Raw genomic sequence first — 24,642 nt, 5'->3', positions numbered from 1 at the left:
TTTTTTTATCTTAAGTTGAAAGCTTGATTTTTAACCAATTTAATCATAGCATTAATATCATCTTTTAAAACTCTATCGTCTTCCAGTTTATCGACTTTACTTCTTATAATTTTGAAATTTTCTTCAATAATATCAGAAAACGTATTTGGCCTTCTAAACTCTAAGGCTTGTGCGGCATACATTAACTCTATAGCCAAAATTTTTTCTAAATTTTCTAATATTTGATTAAATTTTCTACCAGAAATACTTCCCATAGAAACATGATCTTCTTGTCCGAGTGATGTTGGAACACTATCGGCCGAAGGCGGAAAACACAACGATTTATTTTCTGTAACCAACGCTGCAGTTGTATATTGCGGTATCATAAAACCGGAATTTAAGCCTCCGCTTGCGGTTAGTAATCTTGGTAACCCAAACTTACCCTCTAGTAATAAGTAACATCTTCGGTCTGCTATATTTCCTAATTCTGCTGCGGCTATTGATCCATAATCTAGAGCCATAGCCAAAGGTTGTCCATGAAAATTACCTCCAGAAATAGCCTCTGTATCACTTAATACAATAGGATTATCTGTTACGGAGTTCATTTCTATTTCTGCCAATTCTTTTAAATGATAATAGGCATTCCTGGAAGCCCCATGTACCTGCGGAATGCATCGCATGGAGTAAGGGTCTTGTACACGCCCGCAATTTTCATGCGAATTTACATTTTGCGATTTATACAATAACATAAACATACGCTCTGCCACTTCTATAGTGCCTTTAAAAGGTCTAATTCTATGCAACTCGTCTTTAAAAGGAGAAAAACTTCCTTGATAGCCTTCAATACTCATAGCGCCAGAAACATCTGCCAAATCAAGTAAATATTCCATTTTTTTTAAACCAACTATGGTGTGTGCTAGAATAAATTGTGTACCATTTATTAAACCCAAACCTTCTTTAGCTTTTAAGGTTAATGGCGTTAAACTATGCGCTTGCAATACCTGTTTAGCAGTTTTTATTGTTCCATTTTCCCAAAATTCACCTTCGCCAATTAATGGCAAAAACAAATGTGATAATGGTGCTAAATCTCCAGATGCACCTACTGAACCTTGTTCTGGCACGACGGGCAACAAATTATGATCAATAAAATATAAAATACGCTCTATAAGTTCTAAACTAACACCAGAATAACCTTGACATAGAGCATGTACTTTACAAATCATCATTATTTTAGAAAGCTCACTATTAATAGGTTGCCCTACACCTACGGCATGAGTAATTAATAGGTTTGTTTGTAACTTACTTGTTTCTTGGGGTGTAATTTGCACATCGCATAATGGGCCAAAACCAGTATTTATACCATACACAGCTTTATTACCATTTGCCATGGCATTTACTTTTTGCCTACAATTAATAATATTTTGTCTAGCTTCAGTAGTAATTATAGTTTTTAAATTACCACGTGCTATATTTATTACTTTGTTAACCGTTAAGTTATCTATACCGTATTTAAAAATCATTTTCGATTTTGTTTTTATACCATCAAAGTTATTATTATTTTTAATGCTTTAAAAGACCATTTAACACACCTATTGATAACTATGAGTAATCAATTAGAACTAAGACATTATAAATATTTTATTGCTGTTGCCGAAGAGTTACATTTTAGGCGAGCTGCCGAAAGATTATTTATTTCGCAACCAGGTTTAAGCAGGCAAATTAAACAAATGGAAGACGATTTAGGCATTATACTGTTTGAGCGCCACAACAGAAAGGTAGAATTAACTCAAGCAGGGCAATACCTTAAAGATGAATTAACTAGAAGTTTAAAAAATTTAGACGCTATTTTTAATCATGCAAAATTATTAAACAACGGTATTGAGGGTTATTTAAAATTTGGATATGTTGGGTCTGCCATGCAAAAAATTATTCCAGAATTATTAATTAAACTAAATAAAGAAACGCCCAATATACATTTTGGCTTAAAAGAGATGGATAATCAAGACCAAATAGACAGCTTAATTTCTGGCGATATTGATTTGGGTTTTGTAAGATTAGATAGAGTACCACGATCGCTTTACATATTACCTGTTTTAAAAGAACCCTTTTGTTTAGCACTTCCTGCAAACCATACTATAAACCAAAACACATTTAAAAGTTTAAAACAGTTTAAAAACGAATCGTTTATCTTGTTTGATCCTAAATATAGTGCTTCGTATTTTGAAAAAGTAATGCAAATTTTTGATGCTCACGGTTTTAATCCAACCATTGCGCATAACACTATTCATGCCAGTTCTATTTATAAACTAATTGAAAACAACTTTGGTATTTCTATTGTTCCAAAATCGTTACAAACAGCAAACAACCAGAATATAAAATTTATAGAGCTAAATAAAATTTCGCAACGCACTACATTGTCATTGGTTTGGAATAAAGATAACAGAAACCCTATTTTAAATAAAATGATTACACTTATTAAATAAAAAACAAAAAACAGTTTGTTATTTGCGTTAACGATTGAAGCGGCATCCTTTTTTGAGGCACGAAAAAAAGATACAGCGTAAAGCGTGTTAAAACGCCCAAAAAAGAATTAAAAATTTAGTTAAAAATAAAAATGTATCTTTGCCGCTTGAAACTCGAAAAATAAAAGAGTTTAAATTCCTCAGAGTGAGGATGTGTTACAGGAAGTTTAGGTTAAGTATGTCGATTCGCTTCTTTATGTAACACTACATAATTAAATCGCATACATAAAACAAGAATGAGCACATTCCAAGATTTAGGTCTTAATAACGACCTATTACAAGCTATTACAGATTTAGGTTTTGTAAAACCTAGTGAAGTTCAAGAAAAAGCAATCCCAATTTTATTAAACTCTGAAACCGATTTGGTAGCACTAGCACAAACCGGAACTGGTAAAACTGCTGCCTTTGGTTTCCCGATGTTAGAAAAAATTGATGTGGCAAGCAGAACCACACAAGGTTTAATTTTATCGCCAACCAGAGAGCTTTGTTTACAAATTACCAACGAAATGAAATTGTATGGTAAATACTGTAAAGGTTTAAATGTAGTTGCCGTTTACGGTGGCTCTAGCATTACAGACCAAGCTCGCGAAATTAAACGTGGTGCTCAAATTATAGTAGCTACACCTGGGCGTATGAAAGATATGATTAACCGTAAATTGGTTGATATTTCTAAAATACAATACTCGGTTTTAGATGAGGCTGATGAGATGTTAAACATGGGCTTTAAAGAAGATATTACCGATATTTTATCGCATACACCAGCAGATAAAAACACGTGGTTATTTTCTGCAACTATGCCAAGAGAAGTAGCAAGAATTGCTAAAAACTTTATGGATAGCCCACAAGAAATTACCGTTGGTAATAAAAACGAAAGCACAACTAATGTATCGCATGAATATTATTTAGTAAATGCAAGAGACCGTTACCAAGCCTTAAAACGCCTATCGGATGCAAACCCAGATATATTTTCGGTTATTTTTTGTAGAACAAAACGCGACACGCAAAAAGTTGCCGAAAAATTAATTGAAGATGGGTATAGCGCTGGCGCATTACATGGCGATTTAAGTCAAAACCAACGTGATATAGTCATGAAATCGTTTAGAAACAAACAAATACAAATGCTTGTTGCTACCGATGTTGCAGCTCGTGGTATTGATGTTGATGATGTTACACACGTAATAAACTACCAATTACCAGATGAAATTGAAACCTACACGCACCGCTCTGGTAGAACCGGTCGTGCAGGTAAAACAGGCGTTTCTATGGTTATTGTTTCAAAAAGCGAAGTGCGTAAAATAAAAAGCATTGAACGCATTATTAAACGCCAATTTGATAAAAAAGATATTCCTGATGGTGCCAGCATTTGCGAAGTACAATTAATGTCGCTTGCCAATAAAATTCATAACACCGAAATAAACCACGAAATTGATAAGCATTTAGATAACATAAATGAACTTTTTGCAGATACTGATAAAGATGAACTAATTAAAAAATTCTTCTCCGTTGAGTTTACACGTTTCTATAATTACTACCAAAAAGCAAAAAACTTAAACATTGACGAAGGTTCGTTTGATAGTAGTGAAGGCCGTAAAGGTGGCGGAAACTCTACACGATACTTTATTAATGTTGGAGGAAAAGATGGTTTTGACTGGATGAAGCTTAAAGACTTTTTAAAAGAACAGCTAAATCTAGGTAGAGATGATATTTTTAAAGTTGAAACTAAAGACAGTTTCTCGTTTTTTAACACCGAAAACGAATTAAAAGAGAAAGTTTTAGCACACTTTACCGACTTTAAACACGAAGGCCGTTTTGTAAACGTAGAAGTATCTGAAAATCGTGGTGGTGGCAGACGCGGAGATAGACGTGGCAAAAAACGCGATGGCGGAAAACGACGCGACGACAGACGTGGCGGAAGACGTGACGACAAAAAAGGCGCTTCTGGTAACAGAAGTGACAGACGCAGAAACGAAGGAAAATCTAAACCAAGACGTTCAGAAAATAACGATTTTGGCAACTCTAGGCCTAGACGTTCTAGACGATAAGCTTAAACTTTTTTGTTAATTTTAAGTCAAAATAAAACATAACGGCAATTAATGCCGTTTTGTTTATTACTTTTGGTATGGAAATTTAACTTATGAAGCATTACATTTTACTTTTTACCTTACTTATAACTTCTGCTATATCTATAGCCCAAGAAGCAGATAAGGTTTTAGGGGTTGTAATAAACTCGGCCGATGCTTCTGTTCTAGAAAGTGTAAACATCGTTAACCTAAACCAAGTTATAGGTACAACTACTAATAAAAAAGGCGAGTTTAGTATTTCTGCAAAAGCTAACGATACGCTACACTTTTCGTATTTAGGTTTTAAATCTATTAAAGTTCGTGTTACTAACGACTGGCTAAAATTTGGAAGCTCTAAAATAGAATTAACCGAATTAGCATTAGCACTAGAAGAAGTTGTTGTAAACCAACTAAAACTTACAGGCTATTTAGAAGTAGACATTAAGCAAGTACCAGATATTAACACCAATTACAGATATAGCATATCGGGGCTTCAAGGTTCTGGTTACGAAGCCAGTAAAAAATCGGGGCTAACCAAAGTTATTGGCTCTATTTTTAATCCTGCAGACTTCTTACACCGCATGTTTGGCAAAAAACCAAACGAGCTTAGAAAGCTAAAAAAAATGAAACAAGACGATGAGATTAGAAACCTATTAGCCTCTCGTTTTGATAGAGAAATGCTTACCGTTTTATTACAAGTAGAACGCGTAGATTTAGATGAAATTGTAAGCCAATGCAACTACTCTAAAGGCTTTATACAAACTGCAAACGACTTACAAATACTAGATGCCATAAGCGAATGCTACGAAGAATACAAACTACTAAGCAGAGGCCGAAGCAGAAAAATTTAAAATAATTATTAGGGCGTTACCACAAGGGTCGGGCTTTACATTGCAAGTCCTCGCACCTCCGTTGTCGGGCTGTGGGCTTTACATTGCAATCCCTAACGCGGTTAGCTACTCACTTTCATAAAAACGTTCAATAATCTCATCGTAGCTTTTAATTGTTTTTTTACACCAATCTAAACGTTTATCAATTACTTCTTGTTTCGTTAATTGCCAACTCACATCTGTTTTTTTAAGCTTAGATGTAACATGTTGTAAAATTATAGCCGCAGAAACCGATATGTTTAAACTCTCTGTAAAACCAACCATGGGTATTTTTAAAAAACAATCTGCTTCATTTAAAACCTCTTGAGATAAGCCTTCGGTTTCTCTACCAAAGAAAAAACAAGATTTTTTTGCTACATCAAAATCATACAACTCGCAATCGTTTGTATGTGGCGTTGTTGCTACAATTTGATACCCTTTACGCTTTAAATCTTTTATACAAGTTTTTACACTTTGGTACCTATTTAAATCTACCCATTTTTGAGCCCCCATTGCAATTTCCCTATCAATGCGTTTAGAGTTTCGCTCTTCTACAATATTAACCTCTTGAATACCAAAAACATCGCAACTTCGTATAACTGCACTAGTATTATGGAGCTGGTAAACATCTTCAGTAGCAACCGTAAAATGCTTTGTGCGTTGAGACAAAACTTTAGCAAAACGGTTTTTTCTATGTTCGGTAAGGTAAGTTTCTAAATGTTCTAAGAGTTTTAAATCTATCATACTTCAAAATTAAGAAAGTTTTTTATCTCTATGCTAAATAATACATACTTAGTATATTTGAACAAACACCCTTTTTTTAAAATTAAATGAAACACATAGTTGTACTTACTGGAGCTGGAATAAGTGCCGAGAGTGGCATAAAAACCTTTAGAGATGCTAATGGATTATGGGAAGGGCACGATGTTATGGAAGTTGCTACACCTCAAGGCTTTGCTACAAACCCAGAATTGGTTTTAAACTTTTATAACCAACGTAGAAAACAGTTATTTGAAGTAAAACCTAATAAAGCTCATTTTCACTTAGCAGAATTAGAACAAAACTATAAAGTTACTATCATTACTCAAAATGTTGACGATTTACATGAACGCGCTGGCAGCACTAATATAATTCATTTACATGGCGAATTATTAAAAGTTAGAAGCACCAATAATGCCAACAATATTAAAGAATGGAAAACCGATTTAGTTTTAGGCGATTTATGCGAAATGGGGCACCAATTAAGACCTCATATTGTTTGGTTTGGCGAAGATGTCCCGATGATTGAAACAGCCGTTAACGTTTGCGAAACCGCAGATATTTTAATTATAATTGGTACTTCCATGCAAGTTTACCCAGCAGCCAGCTTAATGCATTATGTTCCAGAAAACACACCAATATTTTTTATTGACCCGAAACCCAATATGGATAGTAAAGCGCATTTAACCGTAATTGCCGAAAATGCAACAACTGGCGTTAAAAAAGCAATAGAATTACTAAAAACAATTTAATTTTTATTCTTAGCCTCAATCCATTTACTCATAAACTTCGTGCTTTGCATAATATGATGCTGTAATATTAATCCCGTAAAGTTATTTTGGCGGTGTGCTTTAAGGTTAGCTTGTGTATTAAGAATAGATTTTAAAAAATTGTTTTGATGCTCTTCTTTATTAAAACGTTTATTTATAATTTCAAATCCGTTATCCTTAAAACTATACCATAATGTTTCATTTTTGTACAACTCTACAGCTTTATTAGCAAATATTTCAGGATGGTCTTCAATAAAGCCATTGGGCTTTAAAGCGCCAAACATACCTTCTGCACCAATGCTTGTTAAAACACAAGGTGTTCCATTAATCATGGCATCTATTAACTTTCCTTTTAAACCAGCACCAAACCTAATAGGTGCCAAACATACTTTAGCGTCTTGCATAACCTGGCTTACATGGTTTGCAAAGCCTTTAATTAAAAACCCTTGTTTTGTATTGTTTAACTGGTTTACTTTTTGAGACGCATAAGCCCCATACACATGCAATTCGGCTTTTGGTAATTGTTTTCTTATTAAGGGCCAAATTGTATTTTTTAAATATAAAACAGCATTATAATTGGGTTCGTGCAAAAAATTTCCGATGGTTATAAAATGGTTCCTATTTTCAAATTTAGAGTGTTTATTTATTTGTTCTTCTGTAATAGAATCTAACATAAACGGCAAGTACACCAATAATGCCTGGTCTATTTTAAACTTATTTTTTAAAATATCCATTTCTGCTTCAGAAATAATCAAGCTCAAATCACTTCTATAAATACTTGCTATTTCTCGTTTTGCTATATCGCTAAATAAATATGAATCATCAAATGGTTTTTCGGCTTTAAATGCTTGGTGGCGTCCTTTACGCAAGCAATGCAAATCTTCTGTATCTAGAATTTTAAGCGCATTGGGGCATTGTTCAGACACACGCCAACCAAATTGTTCTTCCATCATAAACCTATCAAACAATACAACATCGGGGTTTAACTCTTTCACGTAACTATCAAATGAAGTGCTATTTAGCTCTATAGACGCTTGATAAACACCTATGCTTTTTAAATTAAAGGCATTATCACTTTTAGCACAAGGGCTTGCAAATGTTATTTGATAATTTTGTTGTTGAAAAAACGCAATAAGCTGCATCATTCTACAACCAGCAGCAGAACTTTTAGGCTCTGGCCAAACAAAGCCTATAATTAACAACTGCTTAAGCATTATAATATGTTGTAGTTATTAAATGATTATTCTGGCTTAGGTTCAAGAGCATATTTTAATCGTACCATTTTAGCCCAATCTATAACAGCTTTTATTTGTTTATCGGTAAGTTTTGCTTCACTATGCATCCAAGTATACGAATTTAAAGGCATTTCTTTGGCTTCAACCATTTCTATAAGCTCTTCAAATTTATGATCTTTCCTTTTGGTTGAGTTACCGTCCCAATTAGATAAATTAAAATGTTTTTTACCATGCTTAATATGGTCGTCCAGCCAATAATTAATAGGCGTAATTTTAGAATACCAAGGGTATTTGGTTACATTACTATGGCAATCTATACATGCCTCTTTTAAAATAACTTTTACATCTTCGGGCGGGTTAGTCTCTGCCATAAAAGCTTCAATTGATGTTAAATGCCCTTCATTTTTATCTGGACCAAAACATTGTGCTATTACAAATACAATAAGCAATAAAATTATAACTTTTTTTATAATCTTCATTTTAATACTTTTATTGTATAAAAATAAGAAATCCTTTTGACTACAGAACAACTTTACAACGAATTAAATTACGTTAACCACTCGCGAGAAAAACGTTTGTATTATGCGCATTTAATGCAAAACAACCCAGAATTAATTCCTAAGTTACTAGATATTCTTTTTATGGTTAATGACAAAATATCGCCAAGGGCCGCTTGGGTTTTCGAATTTATGTGTAACCACAATATAGAAACTATAATACCTTATTTAGAGGTGTTTACAAAAAACATGCATAAAGTACATTTAGACTCTGCAGTTAGGCCTGTTGCTAAAATTTGTGAGTTTTTAGCAAAGGCATACACCTCTAAAATAGACAACAAAATTAAGCATGTATTAACAACAACTCACAAAGAACGGATTATAGAAAACTGTTTTGATTACATGATTAATGATGAAAAAGTAGCACCAAAAGCATACAGTATGACCACACTTTTTTTATTTGGAAAAGAATACGATTGGGTATACCCAGAACTAGCCCGTATTTTAGAAGAAGATTTCACCAAACAAAGTGCAGCTTTTAAAGCAAGAGCAAGGCAAATTTTAAAAAAAATAAAGAAACATAAATCATAAAAACTTCTATCCTCAATATTCGGTCTTCGGTGTAAAAATTCTATCTTTGCAACTTCAAAAAACCAAACATAAATTATGTCATTATCAGCATTAAACGCCATATCGCCTATAGATGGACGTTACAGAAGTAAAGTAAGTGAATTGGCTCCATATTTTTCTGAAGAAGCCTTAATTAAATACCGTGTTTTAGTTGAAATAGAATATTTTATTGCGCTTTGCGAAATTCCTTTACCTCAACTAGAATCTATTAACACCTCTGTTTTTGATAGTTTAAGAGCCATTTACAAAGATTTTTCGGCTGATGATGCGCTTGCCATTAAAAAAATTGAAAGCGTTACCAACCATGATGTAAAAGCTGTTGAATATTTTATAAAAGAAAAATTTGACGCCTTAGACCTATCGCAATACAAAGAATTTATACATTTTGGTTTAACCTCTCAAGACATAAACAATACGGCTATTCCTTTAAGTATTAAAGAAGCTATGAACCAAGTTTATGTACCTGAATATTTAATAGTTCTAGAAAAATTAAAAGACTTGTCTAAAGACTGGGCAAATGTATCTATGTTAGCTAGAACACATGGGCAACCAGCATCGCCAACACGCTTAGGTAAAGAAATTGAAGTTTTTGTGGTTCGTCTAGAAGAGCAATTTAATTTATTAAACGATATACCAAGTGCTGCCAAATTTGGTGGTGCAACGGGTAATTTTAATGCGCACCATGTTGCTTATCCAGATATTGATTGGAAAGCATTTGGTAGCCAATTTGTACAAGAAAAATTAGGCTTACAACACTCGTTCCCGACTACGCAAATTGAGCATTACGACCACATGGCAGCTTTGTTTGATACTCTAAAACGTATTAATACCATTATTCTAGATTTAGATAGAGATATCTGGACTTACGTGTCTATGGATTATTTTAAACAAAAAATTAAAGCAGGCGAAGTTGGTAGCTCTGCCATGCCGCATAAAGTAAACCCTATAGATTTTGAAAACTCTGAAGGTAACTTAGGTATAGCCAATGCTATTTTCGAGCACCTTTCGGCTAAACTACCTGTTTCTAGATTACAACGCGATTTAACAGATAGTACCGTTTTAAGAAACGTTGGTGTACCTTTTGGGCATACACTTATTGGTTTTAAATCGACTTTAAAAGGCTTAAACAAATTACTTTTAAACGAAAGTAAATTTGCCGAAGATTTAGAGAACAATTGGGCTGTTGTTGCCGAAGCTATCCAAACCATTTTACGTCGCGAAGGCTATCCAAACCCGTATGAGGCTTTAAAAGGTTTAACTAGAACGAACACTAAAATAAATCAAGATTCTATTTCAAATTTTATTGATACCTTAGAAGTTTCAAACACAATAAAAGACGAATTAAAACGTATTACACCTAGTAACTATACTGGTATATAATTTTAAACCTATGTTGTTAGATAACAAAAGTTCTTTAGTGCTTACAGGGGTTATGGCTGTTAGTATTTTTGTTTTTGGGATACTTGATATTCTAGACAATTTTGTTATACTAACAATTTTAACTATTATATTTTTTACTATTGTAATTAATATTTTTTATTCAAAATCTAATTCAAAAAAAGACAATCAAGAATAAAATTCTTTTTCTTTTTTAAACAAATAAAAAAAGCTTCCTATTTAGGAAGCTTTTTACATTAACATAATTACTATAAATTATTTAAAAAAATTCATAATATTTTCTATTTGGTCTTCTTCAATATTAGCTTTTTGCATGGCATTAATTAAAGTAACCATTTTTTCAGGATTCATATCATCGCCCAATATTCTAACGATACCAAACCCCATTTCTTTAGCACTACCAAAAACAACTACCTCATCTGCTTCATCATCGTTACCTATATACTTAACGTATATTTTATTGCCTTTATCGCTAAACTCCATTAAATCGTTATACTTACTATCGCTTAAAATAGTTTTTACTTTTGCAATTTCGGTATTATAAGCCTCGATATCATTCTTGTTAGCCTTATATCCTAAAAAGTTTAATTTATTAACCGAGTTATAGGCCTCGTTTTGCTCGTCTGTAAAATTAGATTTATCAATCTCGACCATTGATAATGGCAAATCTTGCGAAATAAAATTTTTAGATTCTTGGTTATCTACATAATAATGTTGCAAACTAGCATTATTACCACAGCTTGCTAATATAACTGTGGTAAAAAATGCAAATGCTAGAAATTTGATTGTTCGTTGCATGATTGATGTTTTGTTTTTATTTGTTTTTTTCTAAATGCTGCCCTCCTGGAATATTCATTTTATCTGTAAGTTTTGATATTTGATTAAGATCTATATCTCCAGTTAACGATACTACAACGGTTTCAATTTTACGCTCTTTACCATTAATTTCAATTTTATCGTCCATCATTTTATCAATGCCATTTACAAAAATTAAAAGTTCTTTTACATGGTCTGCATCTTTACCTTCTTTAACATAAAACTTTACCTCGCTACCATCGTCTTTAACCTCCATTAATTCTTCTAAACCTCCAGAGCGCGATTTTACCCATTTTGATAAATCGGCAGAAATTACCTTATTATCTGTTACAATAGTTTTAAAACTAGTAATACTTTGCACCATATCCATATAAGCTTTAGCCTCGGCATCGTCTACATTAATACCCATTTTGGCTATCATTTGAAACATTTTGGGTTTAATGGATACGTAAGTAACATCTGCATTATCACTATATTTTTCAAATACATCTTTTTGCGCCATTCCAGTAAAAGGCATTAACATAATGGCTATTACTAATATTATTAATTTATTTTTCATCGTTCTTGTTTTTAATTTAATTAATTTCATTATTTAGTTCTTTTTACACCGAAAACAAACTCGGTACTTTAATTATTTCTTTTTAAAAATTATACTTGTAGTATTTTCTACTTCGTTAAGATATCCTAAAGTTGAAGTACCTTTATTTACTTCACCAAGATAGCTAACTGTTGATGCGCCTTTGTTGAATTTAGAAGAAATCATTTCCATAGATTTCGAAAACTCATTAAAAGCCAATTCTGGATCGTTATAAGTACCTAAGTCTGTTTGACCTATTGAAGTACCAAAATAAAACCCTAGCATAAGCACCGCTACTGCTGCGACAGAAATCCATTTGTATTTAAAATTTATTTTCGTTTTTAATGGAACGTCTTTAGTAAATTGCTCTTGCTTGTTTACCAAAAAATATGCGAACATGGGCTTATAAATCTCTAAATGTGGCGCTACAGTTTCTTGCGAAAAATAGTTTTTTAACTGCTGCTCTTCTTTAAGCGATGTTTCTCCGTTTTCGTACTTTTCTAGTAACTTTTCTATATTATTTAACACCATAACTATGTGTATTTGTTAATTTTTCTCTTATTGTTTTTCTGGCTCTTGATAAGGCTACTCTTACTGCTGTATTATTCATGTCTAGCATTTTAGCTATCTCATCAAAATCATAATCTTCTATATCTCTTAACTGAATTATCATTTTTTGTTGCTCTGGTAACTCTTCTATAATTTTTGCTACCCAACTTACACTATCATTTAATTCAACCTGTTTTTGTAAAGGTGTATTCTTTTCTTCATAATTACTATGTACAATTTTTAAATTTTGTGCTTGTTTCGATTTTAATTTATCAAAACAATAATTTTTTGTCATAGTCATCGAAAACGCTTCAACATTTTTATACTCAGCCATTTTTAGCTTATTATTCCACAGCTTAAGTAACACTTCTTGCGTTGCATCTTCGGCTTCCTCTGTAGATACCAATAATCGTTTCGCTAAACGAAATACTTTATCTTTAAAAGGCATTACAATATTTAAAAACTCCTTTTGAGTCATTTTGGTTTGGTTTAAAAAAACAGCTTAGTTACGGCTATTTAATATTACGACGAGCATGTATTTGTTTTGTTACAATACAAATAAAAAAACAATTAAAAATTGAGCGTAACCCTAAAAAAATAAGGCTTTTATTCTTTCGTTTTTATTTTAATTTATGACTATAAATGTTCTGTTGCAATCCATTTTCATTATGCGAGATACCTGTCTAAATACAGCAAAACTGCTAACATATAGTTATATTTTTAATGAAGAATAGGAAATACACAATAATGTAAGTAATTTTAGGGTTTTACAGACTACTTATACAAAATTGCAATACATGAAAAACCTATATGCCCTAATACTAATTTTTGCCGCCTTATTTTTTACTAGTTGTTTTGAAGATAATGACGATATTTCTGTAACAGGCAGAGATATAAACGATTTTATCTGGAAAGGCTTAAATATATATTATCTATATAAAGATGATGTGCCGGATTTAGCAAACAATCGTTTTTCAAACAATACCGAGTACGTCAATTATTTAAACAGCTTTTCTTCGCCTTCAAGTTTATTTGAAAATCTTAGATACCAACCTGAAACTGTAGATAGGTTTAGTAGGCTTTTTAGTAATTATATTGCCCTAGAGCAAGCTCTAGATGGCGTATCAATAAGTAACGGTATGGAGTTTTTAGAGTTCGAAATGCCCTCTTCGAGCACAAACAGGTACGGTATAGTAACACATGTATTACCTAATACAAGTGCAGAAAGCCAAGGTGTTAAACGAGGTGATATTTTTTATGCTGTTGATGGCGTACAACTCACAAATACTAACCGTTTACAACTTACAAACCCAAGTAGCTACACCATAAGTTTTGGTAGCTATAACGACAACGCTACACCTAATGATACTACAGACGATTTTATTGATGAAACCACAGAAACTGTTACCTTAAACAAATCTCAATACTCAGAAAATCCCATATTTAAAAATACTATTTTAGATATAGAAAGCAAAAAAATAGGTTATTTAATGTATAATGGCTTTACAAGTCCTTTTGATGGCGAATTAAACCGTATTTTTAACACATTTAAAAGCTCTAGTATAGACGAGTTAGTTTTAGATTTACGTTATAATTCTGGGGGTTCTGTAAGTACAGCTATTTTATTGTCTAGCCTAATAACAGGACAATTTACTGGAGATGTTTTTAGTACCGAACAATGGAACTCTGAGTTTCAATCTGCCTTAGAAGACCAAAACCCAGAATCGCTTATAAATAGATTTATAGATAACTACGATGGTGCATCAATAAATAGTTTACAATTGCCTAAGGTTTATATTTTAACCTCATACTACAGCGCTTCTGCTAGCGAGTTAGTTATAAATTCACTAATACCGTATATAGACGTTGTGCAAATTGGCACAGCAACACGAGGTAAATATCAAGCTTCGACTATTATTTACGATTCTCCTAATTATAGAAGGCAAGGCGCTAACCCTGGGCACACCTACGCCATGCTCCCTTTAATATACAAATCGCTTAATGTAAATGGAAAAACCGATTATTTTAATGGTTTAGAACCTAATATTTTACTACCCGAAGATATAAACAATATGGGGGTACTTGGCAACCAAGACGAACCACTACTTGCAGCAGCAATTGCTAATATTACAAATTCTGGTCGTTTTATATCGCAAAAAACAAGCAAAATTAAGTTTACGCATTTCAGTAAAGAAAACATTCCTTCGGGCTTAGGCATGTATTCCAACAAACAAATACCAACAAATTTACTTAAAAACTTAACAATTGAATAAGTTAAAAACCTATTTTAACTGGAGTTCTGGAAAAGATTCGGCCTTAGCCTTATACCATATATTACAAGATCAGCGCTACACGGTAAAAGAATTAATAACTACTATAAATAGTCATTATAATCGTGTATCTATGCACGGCTTAAGAAAAGAACTATTAATAGCTCAAACCAACGCTATTAATATTCCTGCAAGTTTAATAGAACTTCCTGAAATGCCAAGCATGGAACTCTATGAACAAAAAATGACAGAAACTATTTCTAGATTAAAAAAAGAAGGTTTCACACATACAGTATTTGGAGATATTTTTCTTGAAGATTTACGAACTTATAGAGAACAACAACTTGCGCAACAAAACATAAAAGCTATATTTCCGCTTTGGAAACAAGACTCAAAAGCACTTTTAAACGAGTTTTTAAATTTAGGTTTTAAAACCATTATAGTTTGTGCAAATTCTAAATATTTTAATGAAGATTTTGTTGGAACTGTTATAGATAAAAACTTTATAAACAACTTACCTGATGGTGTAGATCCTTGCGGTGAAAATGGCGAGTTTCATACCTTTTGTTTTGATGGCCCTATATTTAATAATCCCATCTCATTTTCTATTGGTGAAAAAATTTATCGTGAGTACGATACGCCAAAAACCAATAACGATTCTGTTTGTATAAACGATGCAGAAAAATATGGCGTTTGGTATTGCGATTTAATTCCTGAATAACAAAACCTATTAACCACAATAATTTATGGGTAATCGGTTTATTAAACGCCATTAAATTAAGCTTATTTTTTTATTAGCTTTTGGCTAAACACGCCTTTAGCATTAATTAACTTAACCATGTAAACTCCAGCATGTAACTGATTTATTTGTACAGGAGTTTGTTTAAATTTTAAGTGCTTTCTTAAAATTAATTGCCCAGAAATTGTATAAATTTCTAAAACACCAATATCTGGTATTTGAAATGTTGATATTGCTGGATTTGGATATAGCTTTAAAGCATTTTTATTTACATTGTATTTTATACTCAATGTCATATCATTTATAACACCAACGGCATCTAAATCGAATCCAGAAGAGCCAAAAGGTGTAGCATAAGGATCGTTAACTATATTCCCATAACTATCGTAAGTTGCGTACTCTGGGTTAATTGTACCAATAACATCAATAATTCTAACATGCGTAATGGCATTTTTATTTAATAATGCATTATCGGTAATATCTTCTAGATTAAAAGGTGTTCCATAATTTGCTCTATATTTTCCTGCAAAATTATTAATATAAGTTGCATCAATACTACCAAAACCACCTACTTGTGTACTGGTTTGCGTTTGACTATGCGACGGAAATCTAAAAAAATCTGTTCCGTTAGAGCTTACCTCAACAAAACCTAACTCTAGAAAAGTATTACTAAAACCGTTTTCAAAAACAGCAAAATCAAATCCGTCGTTATTCGTAATTGGTTCGCTAAAAGTTAAAGTTGCTATTCCACCATCACCAAGACTAACTATTTGCCCATTAGATTTACCAATGGCATTTTCTGCAACGCCTACATTGGCATAAGGCCCAGTAGGGTTGGTTATATCTTGAGGACCACGAACTATAGTTGCACCTGTTGCCCACGATATAAAAACATTGTCATCTCTATGAATAGCTGTTGTACCATCTTCGCCTGCTGGTGGCGCATAAGATTGTGCATTTATGGTTAAATTAATTAGCAGTAAAACTGCTTTAAAAAAGTAATTTTGTTTCATTTTTTTTTAAAATTGAGTGTAAAAAAAACAGTTACAATGCGCAACTGTTTTCTTATTTTGTTATTTAAATATTCTGTAATAGCGTGCAACATTTATTAAAAAATGTTTTCTGCTAACAAAAACTCTTTATTTTTTTAGTTAAAATAAATTTTTGATGCTCCTAAGGCTACATCAAAAGATTTTATAAGTGTAGCGGTATCTAAGCTATAAATTAATAATTCGCTTTGGCCAGTAAAACTTGCATCGGTTACGTATAACTTATCGTTATTTACAGAAAGACCATAAGCGTACCCTGCTGTTAAATCTAGAACAGATGCTGTTGGTAATGTGGTATCGTTATCGTCTAGCTTATAAACTTTATTACTTAAAACATAATAGGCAGCACCATTATCATGTGCCATTAACCCTGGATGAGACCCTAATGGAAACTCATTTGTAGATATAACCGTATCATTACTTGTGTTAATTCTTGTTATAGAACCAGCTGTTTCAACAAAATCGCTCATCCAAGTTCTATTATCACCACTACATAAAACAACTAAGTTTCCGTTAGAATCTAAAGCCATTTCATCTGGTGCATCATTAACAGTAATGGTTTCAATACTATTATCGGCAGTATCAATTACAGAAATTATATTATTAATATTATAACCACCTTTATGTGATACATATAAATTATCACCTTTTGCTAAAATACGTTCTGGACCTTCATCTACAGAAAAAGTATCTGTAACTGTATTTGTGTTTAAATCTATTTCAGCTATAAAATCATCAGTTGCATCGGTACCATCGCCCCAGTTTGTTACATATCCTTTTCCATTTAAAAAAGTAATAAACCTTGGTGTTAATAAACCTGTTGTAATTTCAGCTTCTTTTAAAAATGTGTACCTATTTACTATAGTAATCGTATTAGCATTATCTGTAATTATATACGCTAAATTGTCGTTAAAACCTATAGATTGTAAATATACGCCTAAGTTTTCGTTATTTACGTTATAGTAAATTTCGTTTTCTACGGTTAAGTAATCATCAGAGATATAAGACACAGACGATGGTCCGCCTTCTCCACTAACTAAAATACCGTTATCGTAATCGCCTAAAGGCAACTGTACACCACCGTCATCATCGCTAGAACAAGATAAAATAAACACGGATAAAATTGATAAAATAATTCTCTTCATTTTCTATTTATTAAAATTTATAATTAAGTTGAATATTAAAATTTCTGTTTGGCATTGGTCTAAAAGCTACATTTTCATAAATCTCATTAAAAATGTTTTTTATTACAATTCCTGTTTCTAATTTATTTTTTGTGTTTTTAAAAAGCGTATAATTACACCCTATATTTCCTACATCAAAACTTTTTAAAGATGTAGATCTTCCTTTAATGTTATCTTCTGTGGTAAAAACTTCTCCGGTAAATACATGCTGATAATATACTGTAGCCTCTTTATAATGATATGCTATATTTAAATTTCCTTTATGATATGGCACATAAATAAGTTGTTTTTTAGTTTCTAAATTTTCTGAAATGGTATAAGAATAATGCCCAGAGAAATTAAATTGATGCTTGTTAATGTTGTAATGCGATTTTACTTCTAACTCGGCACCGTAACTAGCAACTTCTCCAACATTTATTGGCGACCACGTGCCGGTAGTATCTGGTAGCCATTGAATCATGTCTTTTGTATTAATGTAATAACCATTTAATTTAATATTAAAGTTATTGTAATTAAACTGTTGCCCTAAATCTATTTGATAAGATGATTCTGGTACTAAGTTTAAATTACCTCCTGGTTCCCAATATAAATCGTTAAAAGTGGGTATACGGTAGTTTTTAGAGCCGTTTATTTGAATTTTATAATGTTCAAATAAATCTAAATCTGCATTAACAGAAAATACAAAGGGTCTCTCATGTCCTGTTATAAAATCTTGTCTTAGATTAATGCCATAACTTAATAAGTTATTAGGTTTATGATTAAGCAACACAGTAGTAGAAAATATGTTTCTTACCGGCTCATTAAAACTATCGCCTTTTCCTTTAGCATTAGAATATTCTAAAATGGTTTTTAATTGTAGTTTATTATTAAAATGAATATTAAAATTATGGTTTATTAATAATGTATTTACTTTACCTAAACTAAAAGCCTCTTTATCTTTATTTTCAAAATATTTAAATAATTCATGCAAATGAACCACTTTTAGCTTAGAGGTAAACTTTCCTGAAATTCTAGACCATTCTAACATGGTTCTATAATTTTCGTCTTCATATTTACTTCTAGAAGGCCCAACTAATGTGCCCGAAAAATTACGATTTCCGGCATAGCTTTGGTTATAAAGTTTTAAAACATCTTTATTTGAAATAAATACACCTAAATTAACATTTAAGTTTAAGTTATTAAATGCTCCATTTTCATTAACCATATTGGTTCCTAAATACTTGTAATTGTTGTCTGAGTCTACATAAGCTACACCAATATTACCGGTCCATAGTTTATTACCCCAAGAGGTTTTTAGCCCTATTTTTTTAGAATTAAAGCTGCCGTAACCAGTTATAATATCTGTTTCGAAATGATTTGTAAAATTTAAACGATTGTTTAAATGAATACTACCACCAATGGCTCCTGTACCATATTGTACGCTTCCGCCGCCGCTTCTTACTGCAATAGAACTATAATTTAATGTATTTATAGTATTAAAATCGGTTTGCCCATTTAATTGCGAATTAATATTAATTCCATTCCAAACCACAGCCGTTTGTGAGGCACTAGTACCACGAAACGATGGCGATGAAACCATGCCATACCCGTTTTCTTTAAAATATAAGTTAGAGTTAAAAGCTAATAAATTGGTTAACGACGTTCCATTTTTGTTAATAATAGAATCTTTTAATATTTCTATTTTAACTCCAGAAATATATTTTTTTAATTTACTATCGCTTACAATAACTTCGTCTAACTTTTGGATAGAGTCTAACTGAGCTTGTGCAAAATGGCAAAAGCAAAACAATAAACAGTAGCATGTTATATAGTTATATCTCATAATCTTATAAACTCTTTACCCGAGAGTTGTTTTTAGATGATGAAAATGGCAGGTCTCCTGACTTGCGTCTTCATGTTTGCCTTCCCAAAGATGAACCTTTAGTGACTTTGAAGTTTAACATGAAGCTTTATAGCTTACAGTTGCGGGAACAGTTCTGGAATTTAACCAGATTCCCTTTTAATTTATTCGATTAAAACCGAATAAAACCAAATTTCGGTGCAAAAGTAAACATTTTGTTTAATCTTTCATTAAAAACATTAAATAATACTACTTTTGAAAACGAATTAAATTTTAAATTATGAAAAAATACATTTTTATAATTATTACACTCCTAAGTTTTTCGTGTAAAAATGAATCCGCAAAACAATTAAAAGAAAATAATACAACTAGAAGCTTAGCACTAAAATATGCCAAAGGTTTTAATGTTATACAACATAACAACTACAAAATTATAGAAATTATAAAACCATGGCCTAAAGCCGAAAAAAAATACCGTTACGTATTAATTAATCAAAAAAATGTAGCAAAAACCTCATTTTTAAAAGATGAATTTGATGGTATAATTACTAGTCCTATAAAAAAAATAGTTGTTACATCTACAACACACATTCCTGCTTTAGAGCTTTTAGGCGTAGCAGAAACTCTTGTAGCTTTTCCCGGAACAGATTATATTTCTTCTAAAAAAATAAGATCCTTAATTGATAACGGAAGCGTTAGAGAAATTGGTAAAAATGAAGGCTTAAATACCGAAGTACTTTTAGATTTAAATCCTAACTTAGTTATAGGCTTTGGCATTGATGGCAACAATCGTTCTTTAGAAACTATAAAAAAATCTGGTATTCCTGTTATGTTTAATGGCGATTGGGTTGAAAGCTCGCCGCTAGCAAAAGCCGAATGGATTAAATTTTTTGGTGCGCTATATAATAAAGAAAAAATAGCCGATTCTATTTTTAACTCTATAGAAAAAAACTATTTAGAAGCTAAACAATTAGCAAAAAACATAAAAAGCAAGCCAAGTGTTTTAAGTGGTGCCATGCATAGCGATGTATGGTATTTACCAAATGGTACAAGCACAGAAGCTCAGTTTTTAAAAGATGCCAACGTAAATTACTTATGGCAAAATACTAAAGGAGTTGGGAGTTTAAAATTAAATTTCGAATCGGTTTTTGTTAAAGCAAAAAAAGCAGATATTTGGCTTAGTCCATCAAACTACAACAGTTTAAAAGCTTTAAAAAATAATAACGAAAACCATACGCTTTTTGATGCTTATAAAAATAAAAACATATACTCTTTTACAAATACAACAGGAGCCACCGGTGGTGTTTTGTATTACGAATTAGGCATGACAAGGCCCGATTTAGTTTTAAAGGATATTATAAAAATTTGTCATCCAGAATTATTAAACAATTACACCCCCTACTTTTTTAAACCTTTAGAATAATTGTCGAATAAAAACAATACATATAAAATTACATTCTTGCTATTAATTGCTATTTTAATAGCTTGCTTTTTAGTAAATATTAGTTTAGGTTCTGTATCTATTCCTTTAAAAGCTATTATTAACAGTATTATTGGTAACCCTACCGAAAAAGAAACCTGGCAGTATATAATAATTAATTACAGGTTACCAAAAGCACTTACCGCAGTTATTGTAGGCTCTGGCTTAGGTATTTCTGGCTTACTCATGCAAACCTTATTTAGAAACCCATTAGCTGGCCCTTTTGTATTAGGCATAAGTTCTGGTGCTAGCTTAGGTGTTGCATTAGTTATTTTAGGCTCGGGTATATTTGGCGGTATACTTTCTACGCTCGCAATATCTAAATGGGGCATAGTATTAGCTGCAAGTTTAGGCAGCTTTTTAGTTTTATTTGCTGTTTTAATGGTATCTATTAAAGTAAGAGACACCATGGCTATATTAATAATTGGACTTATGTTTGCTAGTTTAACAGCAGCCATTGTTAGTGTACTCTCCTTTTTTGGTTCTGCAGAGCAATTACAACAATATGTATTTTGGGGCTTTGGTAGTCTTGGTAATTTATCATGGAAAGACCTTGGTATTTTAATAGCTATTTACAGCATAGGAATTATTTTGGCTATAGCATCAATAAAAGCATTAAACACCTTGCTTTTAGGAGAAAACTATGCCAAAAGCCTAGGACTTAACATAAAACAAAGCCGATTATTAATTATTATTTCAACTAGCTTACTTGCCGGGACAATTACAGCTTTTACAGGCCCTATTGCTTTTATTGGATTAGCCATACCGCATATAACGAGGCAGGTTTTTAACATATCAAACCATAAAACTTTAATCCCTGCAGTTTTTTTACTTGGTGCAATTGTTATGCTTATTTGCGATAGCATTGCTCAATTACCAAATAGCGATTACACTTTACCAATTAATGCCATTACTGCTTTAATTGGTGCACCTGTTGTTATTTGGCTATTGGTTAGAAAACAAAAAATGGTATTTTAATATGGAAAATCCTAGCAAACATATTATTATTAAAACCAACAACTTATCTATTGGTTATACTTCAAAAAAAACTAAAACCTATATTGCTTCAAATATAAATATCGAATTAAAAAAAGGTGAATTAGTTGGTTTAATTGGTGCAAATGGCATAGGAAAATCGACACTTTTACGCACATTAACCCATGTACAAAAGCCTTTAAGTGGTACAATTAAAATTAACAATAAAAACATTTTAGAATACAACCCCATAGATTTAGCTAAAGTGCTGAGCTTAGTTTTAACAGAACAAGTAGCCTCAAAAAACCTTTCGGTTTTCGAGTTGGTAGCATTAGGCAGACAACCTTATACCAACTGGCTTGGCAACTTATATAAACAAGATGTTAATGCTGTTAATTTAGCTTTAGAGCAAACCAATATTACTAAATTAAAAAACAAAAAATGTTTTGAGCTTAGCGATGGGCAATTACAAAAAGTAATGATTGCTAGAGCCTTAGCACAAGATACATCACTAATTATTTTAGATGAGCCAACCACACATCTAGACATGTACCACAAAGCCTATATTTTAAAACTGCTTAAAAAATTGGCTAAAGAAACCAATAAAACCATTTTATTTTCATCGCACGAAATAGATTTAGCTATTCAATTATGCGACAATTTAATTGTTATGACTAATAACAAAGTGGTTTCTAACACCCCTATTAACTTGATTAAAAATGGAATATTTGAAACTTTATTTCCTAAAGATTTAATTGCTTTTGATAAAAGTATAGGAAGCTTTAGGGTAAAAAAGTAAACATTTTAATACAATAACAAAACTTCTTTAATCTGTAACCAAAATTAAAACTAAAAATTTATCTTTGGCTATATACCTTTTTATACATGAACGACAGTCTTATTCTTATCATTTCCATTTTATTTTCAGCAGCCATTGGCGGTTATTTAGGCATGGTTTTCACAAAACTTAAAAGTAAAAGCGAACAAAGTACACTTGAAGAGCGTAATACTAACCTTCAGCTTCAAATAGACGAGTTAAAATCTTCACATCAAACCGAAAAAGAAAAACAACAAGAAAATTTTAATAACCAAATTGAAGAGCTACGCCAAAGCATATTAAAAACCGAAAACGAACGCGAAGACATTAGAAGAGAAAAAGATTTTTTAAATACAGAACTAGCAAGAAAAAACTCAGAATACCAAAACCTTCAACAACTAAGCCTAAAAAAAGATAAAGAACTTGAAGAGCGACAAGAACAATTACGTAAAGATTTTGAGCTTTTAGCAAATAAAATTCTAGAAGAAAAATCGAATAAGTTTACCGAGCAAAATAAAGAAAACATAAAAAGCATATTAAATCCGCTTCAAGAAAAAATACAAACTTTCGAGAAAAAAGTAGAAGACACTCAAATGCGAAGTGTTAAAATGCACTCTTCGTTAGAAGAACAACTTAAAGGTTTAAAAGACTTAAACCAACAAATGACAAAAGAAGCCACCAATTTAACTAGAGCTTTAAAAGGTGATAGTAAAATGCAAGGTAATTGGGGCGAATTGGTTTTAGAACGTGTTTTAGAAAAATCTGGCTTAGAAAAAGACAGAGAGTATTTTGTACAACAAAGCTTTACTAAAGATGATGGCTCTAGAGTATTGCCAGATGTAGTTTTAAATTTGCCCGATGGTAAGAAAATGATAATTGATAGTAAAGTATCGTTAACAGATTACGAACGATTAGTAAATGCTGACGATGATGATAAACCTAAATTTTTAAAAGCCCATGTTAACTCTATAAGAAGGCATGTAGACCAACTATCTGAAAAAAACTATCAAGATTTATACGATATAGAATCACCCGATTTTGTATTGTTATTTATCCCTATAGAACCTGCCTTTGCTGTTGTTGTAAATGAAGACAATACGATTTACAACAAAGCTTTTGAAAAAAATATTGTTATCGTTACACCATCAACTCTTTTAGCTACACTACGTACTATTGATAGTATGTGGAATAACGAAAAACAACAACGCAACGCTATTGAAATTGCTAAGCAAGCAGGGAATTTATATGACAAATTTGAAGGCTTAATGAAAGATTTAATTGGTGTTGGCAAAAAAATTGACGCCTCGAAAGTAGATTACAACTCGGCAATGAATAAGCTATTTGAAGGTAGAGGAAACCTAATTACAAGTGTTGAAAAACTAAAAAAAATGGGAGCTAAAGCAAAAAAATCGCTTCCAGAAGCTATTGTTAAACGTGCCGAAAATGACATATAAATTTAAATATAATGCACCGTTACACGACTTACTTGTTTGCTTTTTTAACAATTCAAACTTAAATAATTATTAAAACTACTTTTTTAATTAAAATATTTTAGAAGTCAACAAAAATAAAGTTAGCACTTAAGCTAACAGAAAATATATTGCTATTTTAGAGGTTAATATTAATT

At 31.8% G+C, this 24,642-nt stretch carries 23 protein-coding genes and 1 riboswitch; of the genes, 12 read left to right on the top strand and 11 right to left on the bottom strand.

Features of this window, described 5'->3' with window-relative positions:
* Nucleotides 1–5: 5 nt before the first annotated feature.
* Nucleotides 6–1,499 (bottom strand): histidine ammonia-lyase, encoded by a 1,494-nt coding sequence (gene hutH / locus ACNG5D_RS04430; RefSeq protein ID WP_418182282.1) that lies wholly within the window; start codon nt 1,497–1,499, stop codon nt 6–8.
* Nucleotides 1,500–1,580: 81 nt separating this feature from the next.
* Here hutH and ACNG5D_RS04425 point away from each other — a divergent pair, with 81 nt between their 5' ends.
* The 3 genes from ACNG5D_RS04425 to ACNG5D_RS04415 all read left to right on the top strand — a co-directional run bounded on the left by ACNG5D_RS04425 (nt 1,581) and on the right by ACNG5D_RS04415 (nt 5,412).
* A complete protein-coding gene (locus ACNG5D_RS04425) occupies nt 1,581–2,462 on the top strand; it encodes a LysR family transcriptional regulator (protein ID WP_418182281.1) in 882 nt (293 codons plus the stop codon).
* A 275-nt stretch (nt 2,463–2,737) separates the two neighbouring features.
* Nucleotides 2,738–4,543 (top strand): DEAD/DEAH box helicase, encoded by a 1,806-nt coding sequence (locus ACNG5D_RS04420; RefSeq protein ID WP_418182280.1) that lies wholly within the window; start codon nt 2,738–2,740, stop codon nt 4,541–4,543.
* Between the two features lie 92 nt (nt 4,544–4,635).
* On the top strand, nt 4,636–5,412 hold the full coding sequence (locus tag ACNG5D_RS04415; protein ID WP_418182279.1) for a carboxypeptidase-like regulatory domain-containing protein: 777 nt from the start codon (nt 4,636–4,638) through the stop codon (nt 5,410–5,412).
* A 105-nt stretch (nt 5,413–5,517) separates the two neighbouring features.
* On the opposite strand, the gene ACNG5D_RS04410 is transcribed toward ACNG5D_RS04415, so the two are convergent.
* A complete protein-coding gene (locus tag ACNG5D_RS04410) occupies nt 5,518–6,174 on the bottom strand; it encodes a TrmH family RNA methyltransferase (protein ID WP_418182278.1) in 657 nt (218 codons plus the stop codon).
* Nucleotides 6,175–6,260: 86 nt separating this feature from the next.
* On the opposite strand from ACNG5D_RS04410, the gene ACNG5D_RS04405 reads away from it, so the two are divergent.
* Nucleotides 6,261–6,941 carry an SIR2 family NAD-dependent protein deacylase gene (locus tag ACNG5D_RS04405; protein ID WP_418182277.1) on the top strand — a complete coding sequence of 227 codons (681 nt, stop codon included), beginning with the start codon at nt 6,261–6,263 and terminating at the stop codon, nt 6,939–6,941.
* On the opposite strand, the gene ACNG5D_RS04400 is transcribed toward ACNG5D_RS04405, so the two are convergent.
* Nucleotides 6,938–8,173 (bottom strand): glycosyltransferase, encoded by a 1,236-nt coding sequence (locus tag ACNG5D_RS04400; protein ID WP_418182276.1) that lies wholly within the window; start codon nt 8,171–8,173, stop codon nt 6,938–6,940. The two genes, ACNG5D_RS04405 and ACNG5D_RS04400, sit on opposite strands and share 4 nt — an antisense overlap.
* 26 nt (nt 8,174–8,199) lie before the next feature.
* Nucleotides 8,200–8,673 (bottom strand): heme-binding domain-containing protein, encoded by a 474-nt coding sequence (locus tag ACNG5D_RS04395; protein WP_418182275.1) that lies wholly within the window; start codon nt 8,671–8,673, stop codon nt 8,200–8,202.
* A 36-nt stretch (nt 8,674–8,709) separates the two neighbouring features.
* Between ACNG5D_RS04395 and ACNG5D_RS04390 the strand changes: the two genes are divergently transcribed.
* Both ACNG5D_RS04390 and purB read left to right on the top strand, forming a co-directional pair.
* Complete coding sequence (locus ACNG5D_RS04390) at nt 8,710–9,282, top strand: adenylosuccinate lyase (protein WP_418182274.1); 573 nt, start codon at nt 8,710–8,712, stop codon at nt 9,280–9,282.
* 75 nt (nt 9,283–9,357) lie between these two features.
* Nucleotides 9,358–10,701 carry an adenylosuccinate lyase gene (purB, locus tag ACNG5D_RS04385; RefSeq protein ID WP_418182273.1) on the top strand — a complete coding sequence of 448 codons (1,344 nt, stop codon included), beginning with the start codon at nt 9,358–9,360 and terminating at the stop codon, nt 10,699–10,701.
* A gap of 273 nt (nt 10,702–10,974) precedes the next feature.
* Here the strand turns inward: purB and ACNG5D_RS04380 are convergent, their stop codons facing one another.
* The 4 genes from ACNG5D_RS04380 to ACNG5D_RS04365 are packed head-to-tail and all read right to left on the bottom strand — an operon-like array spanning nt 10,975 to nt 13,139.
* Entirely contained in the window at nt 10,975–11,517 is a 543-nt protein-coding gene (locus ACNG5D_RS04380; RefSeq protein WP_418182272.1) for a DUF4252 domain-containing protein, read from the bottom strand.
* A 16-nt stretch (nt 11,518–11,533) separates the two neighbouring features.
* Nucleotides 11,534–12,124 (bottom strand): DUF4252 domain-containing protein, encoded by a 591-nt coding sequence (locus tag ACNG5D_RS04375; protein ID WP_418182271.1) that lies wholly within the window; start codon nt 12,122–12,124, stop codon nt 11,534–11,536.
* A 42-nt stretch (nt 12,125–12,166) separates the two neighbouring features.
* The gene (locus ACNG5D_RS04370) at nt 12,167–12,643 is read right to left on the bottom strand and encodes a hypothetical protein (protein ID WP_418182270.1); all 477 of its coding nucleotides are present in this window, start codon (nt 12,641–12,643) and stop codon (nt 12,167–12,169) included.
* Nucleotides 12,630–13,139 (bottom strand): RNA polymerase sigma factor, encoded by a 510-nt coding sequence (locus ACNG5D_RS04365; protein WP_418182269.1) that lies wholly within the window; start codon nt 13,137–13,139, stop codon nt 12,630–12,632. Before ACNG5D_RS04365 ends, ACNG5D_RS04370 begins: the two co-directional genes overlap by 14 nt.
* A gap of 319 nt (nt 13,140–13,458) precedes the next feature.
* On the opposite strand from ACNG5D_RS04365, the gene ACNG5D_RS04360 reads away from it, so the two are divergent.
* Together ACNG5D_RS04360 and ACNG5D_RS04355 are read left to right on the top strand one after the other, a co-directional pair.
* Nucleotides 13,459–14,934: a S41 family peptidase gene (locus ACNG5D_RS04360; protein WP_418182268.1), complete on the top strand. Its 1,476-nt coding sequence runs from the start codon at nt 13,459–13,461 to the stop codon at nt 14,932–14,934.
* The gene (locus ACNG5D_RS04355; protein WP_418182267.1) at nt 14,927–15,652 is read left to right on the top strand and encodes a Dph6-related ATP pyrophosphatase; all 726 of its coding nucleotides are present in this window, start codon (nt 14,927–14,929) and stop codon (nt 15,650–15,652) included. The genes ACNG5D_RS04360 and ACNG5D_RS04355 overlap by 8 nt, the downstream gene beginning before the upstream one ends.
* A gap of 62 nt (nt 15,653–15,714) precedes the next feature.
* Here ACNG5D_RS04355 and ACNG5D_RS04350 read toward each other — a convergent pair whose 3' ends face one another.
* From ACNG5D_RS04350 to ACNG5D_RS04340, 3 genes are all read right to left on the bottom strand, one after another.
* The gene (locus ACNG5D_RS04350) at nt 15,715–16,683 is read right to left on the bottom strand and encodes a T9SS type A sorting domain-containing protein (RefSeq protein WP_418182266.1); all 969 of its coding nucleotides are present in this window, start codon (nt 16,681–16,683) and stop codon (nt 15,715–15,717) included.
* 134 nt (nt 16,684–16,817) lie between these two features.
* Nucleotides 16,818–17,864, bottom strand: coding sequence for a DUF5074 domain-containing protein (locus tag ACNG5D_RS04345; RefSeq protein ID WP_418182265.1), 1,047 nt, complete (start codon nt 17,862–17,864; stop codon nt 16,818–16,820).
* 10 nt (nt 17,865–17,874) lie between these two features.
* Nucleotides 17,875–19,725 carry a TonB-dependent receptor plug domain-containing protein gene (locus tag ACNG5D_RS04340; RefSeq protein WP_418182264.1) on the bottom strand — a complete coding sequence of 617 codons (1,851 nt, stop codon included), beginning with the start codon at nt 19,723–19,725 and terminating at the stop codon, nt 17,875–17,877.
* Between the two features lie 30 nt (nt 19,726–19,755).
* A riboswitch (cobalamin riboswitch) is annotated at nt 19,756–19,951 on the bottom strand.
* A gap of 72 nt (nt 19,952–20,023) precedes the next feature.
* On the opposite strand from ACNG5D_RS04340, the gene ACNG5D_RS04335 reads away from it, so the two are divergent.
* From ACNG5D_RS04335 to ACNG5D_RS04320, 4 genes are all read left to right on the top strand, one after another.
* On the top strand, nt 20,024–21,166 hold the full coding sequence (locus ACNG5D_RS04335) for an ABC transporter substrate-binding protein (RefSeq protein WP_418182263.1): 1,143 nt from the start codon (nt 20,024–20,026) through the stop codon (nt 21,164–21,166).
* Complete coding sequence (locus ACNG5D_RS04330; protein WP_418182262.1) at nt 21,167–22,201, top strand: FecCD family ABC transporter permease; 1,035 nt, start codon at nt 21,167–21,169, stop codon at nt 22,199–22,201.
* A gap of 1 nt (nt 22,202) precedes the next feature.
* Nucleotides 22,203–22,997 (top strand): ABC transporter ATP-binding protein, encoded by a 795-nt coding sequence (locus tag ACNG5D_RS04325; protein ID WP_418182261.1) that lies wholly within the window; start codon nt 22,203–22,205, stop codon nt 22,995–22,997.
* An 86-nt stretch (nt 22,998–23,083) separates the two neighbouring features.
* Nucleotides 23,084–24,469: a DNA recombination protein RmuC gene (locus ACNG5D_RS04320; protein WP_418182260.1), complete on the top strand. Its 1,386-nt coding sequence runs from the start codon at nt 23,084–23,086 to the stop codon at nt 24,467–24,469.
* Nucleotides 24,470–24,642: the final 173 nt, after the last annotated feature.

The organism is Algibacter ulvanivorans, assembly GCF_048381495.1.
GTDB lineage: Bacteria > Bacteroidota > Bacteroidia > Flavobacteriales > Flavobacteriaceae > Algibacter_B > Algibacter_B ulvanivorans.
The sequence above is the reverse complement of the archived record's forward strand: the minus strand, read 5'-3'. Positions and strand labels throughout refer to the sequence as shown.

Bases quoted from the DNA above. Each gene is read 5' to 3' on its own strand.
- ACNG5D_RS04420 (WP_418182280.1), top strand. From the start codon at position 2,738: ATGAGCACATTCCAAGATTTAGGTCTTAATAACGACCTATTACAAGCT.
- ACNG5D_RS04365 (WP_418182269.1), bottom strand. From the start codon at position 13,139: ATGACTCAAAAGGAGTTTTTAAATATTGTAATGCCTTTTAAAGATAAA.
- ACNG5D_RS04425 (WP_418182281.1), top strand. From the start codon at position 1,581: ATGAGTAATCAATTAGAACTAAGACATTATAAATATTTTATTGCTGTT.
- ACNG5D_RS04380 (WP_418182272.1), bottom strand. From the start codon at position 11,517: ATGCAACGAACAATCAAATTTCTAGCATTTGCATTTTTTACCACAGTT.
- ACNG5D_RS04320 (WP_418182260.1), top strand. From the start codon at position 23,084: ATGAACGACAGTCTTATTCTTATCATTTCCATTTTATTTTCAGCAGCC.
- ACNG5D_RS04395 (WP_418182275.1), bottom strand. From the start codon at position 8,673: ATGAAGATTATAAAAAAAGTTATAATTTTATTGCTTATTGTATTTGTA.
- ACNG5D_RS04340 (WP_418182264.1), bottom strand. From the start codon at position 19,725: ATGAGATATAACTATATAACATGCTACTGTTTATTGTTTTGCTTTTGC.
- ACNG5D_RS04335 (WP_418182263.1), top strand. From the start codon at position 20,024: ATGAAAAAATACATTTTTATAATTATTACACTCCTAAGTTTTTCGTGT.
- ACNG5D_RS04400 (WP_418182276.1), bottom strand. From the start codon at position 8,173: ATGCTTAAGCAGTTGTTAATTATAGGCTTTGTTTGGCCAGAGCCTAAA.
- ACNG5D_RS04345 (WP_418182265.1), bottom strand. From the start codon at position 17,864: ATGAAGAGAATTATTTTATCAATTTTATCCGTGTTTATTTTATCTTGT.
- ACNG5D_RS04360 (WP_418182268.1), top strand. From the start codon at position 13,459: ATGAAAAACCTATATGCCCTAATACTAATTTTTGCCGCCTTATTTTTT.
- purB (WP_418182273.1), top strand. From the start codon at position 9,358: ATGTCATTATCAGCATTAAACGCCATATCGCCTATAGATGGACGTTAC.
- ACNG5D_RS04410 (WP_418182278.1), bottom strand. From the start codon at position 6,174: ATGATAGATTTAAAACTCTTAGAACATTTAGAAACTTACCTTACCGAA.
- ACNG5D_RS04405 (WP_418182277.1), top strand. From the start codon at position 6,261: ATGAAACACATAGTTGTACTTACTGGAGCTGGAATAAGTGCCGAGAGT.
- ACNG5D_RS04370 (WP_418182270.1), bottom strand. From the start codon at position 12,643: ATGGTGTTAAATAATATAGAAAAGTTACTAGAAAAGTACGAAAACGGA.
- ACNG5D_RS04350 (WP_418182266.1), bottom strand. From the start codon at position 16,683: ATGAAACAAAATTACTTTTTTAAAGCAGTTTTACTGCTAATTAATTTA.
- ACNG5D_RS04415 (WP_418182279.1), top strand. From the start codon at position 4,636: ATGAAGCATTACATTTTACTTTTTACCTTACTTATAACTTCTGCTATA.
- ACNG5D_RS04325 (WP_418182261.1), top strand. From the start codon at position 22,203: ATGGAAAATCCTAGCAAACATATTATTATTAAAACCAACAACTTATCT.
- hutH (WP_418182282.1), bottom strand. From the start codon at position 1,499: ATGATTTTTAAATACGGTATAGATAACTTAACGGTTAACAAAGTAATA.
- ACNG5D_RS04375 (WP_418182271.1), bottom strand. From the start codon at position 12,124: ATGAAATTAATTAAATTAAAAACAAGAACGATGAAAAATAAATTAATA.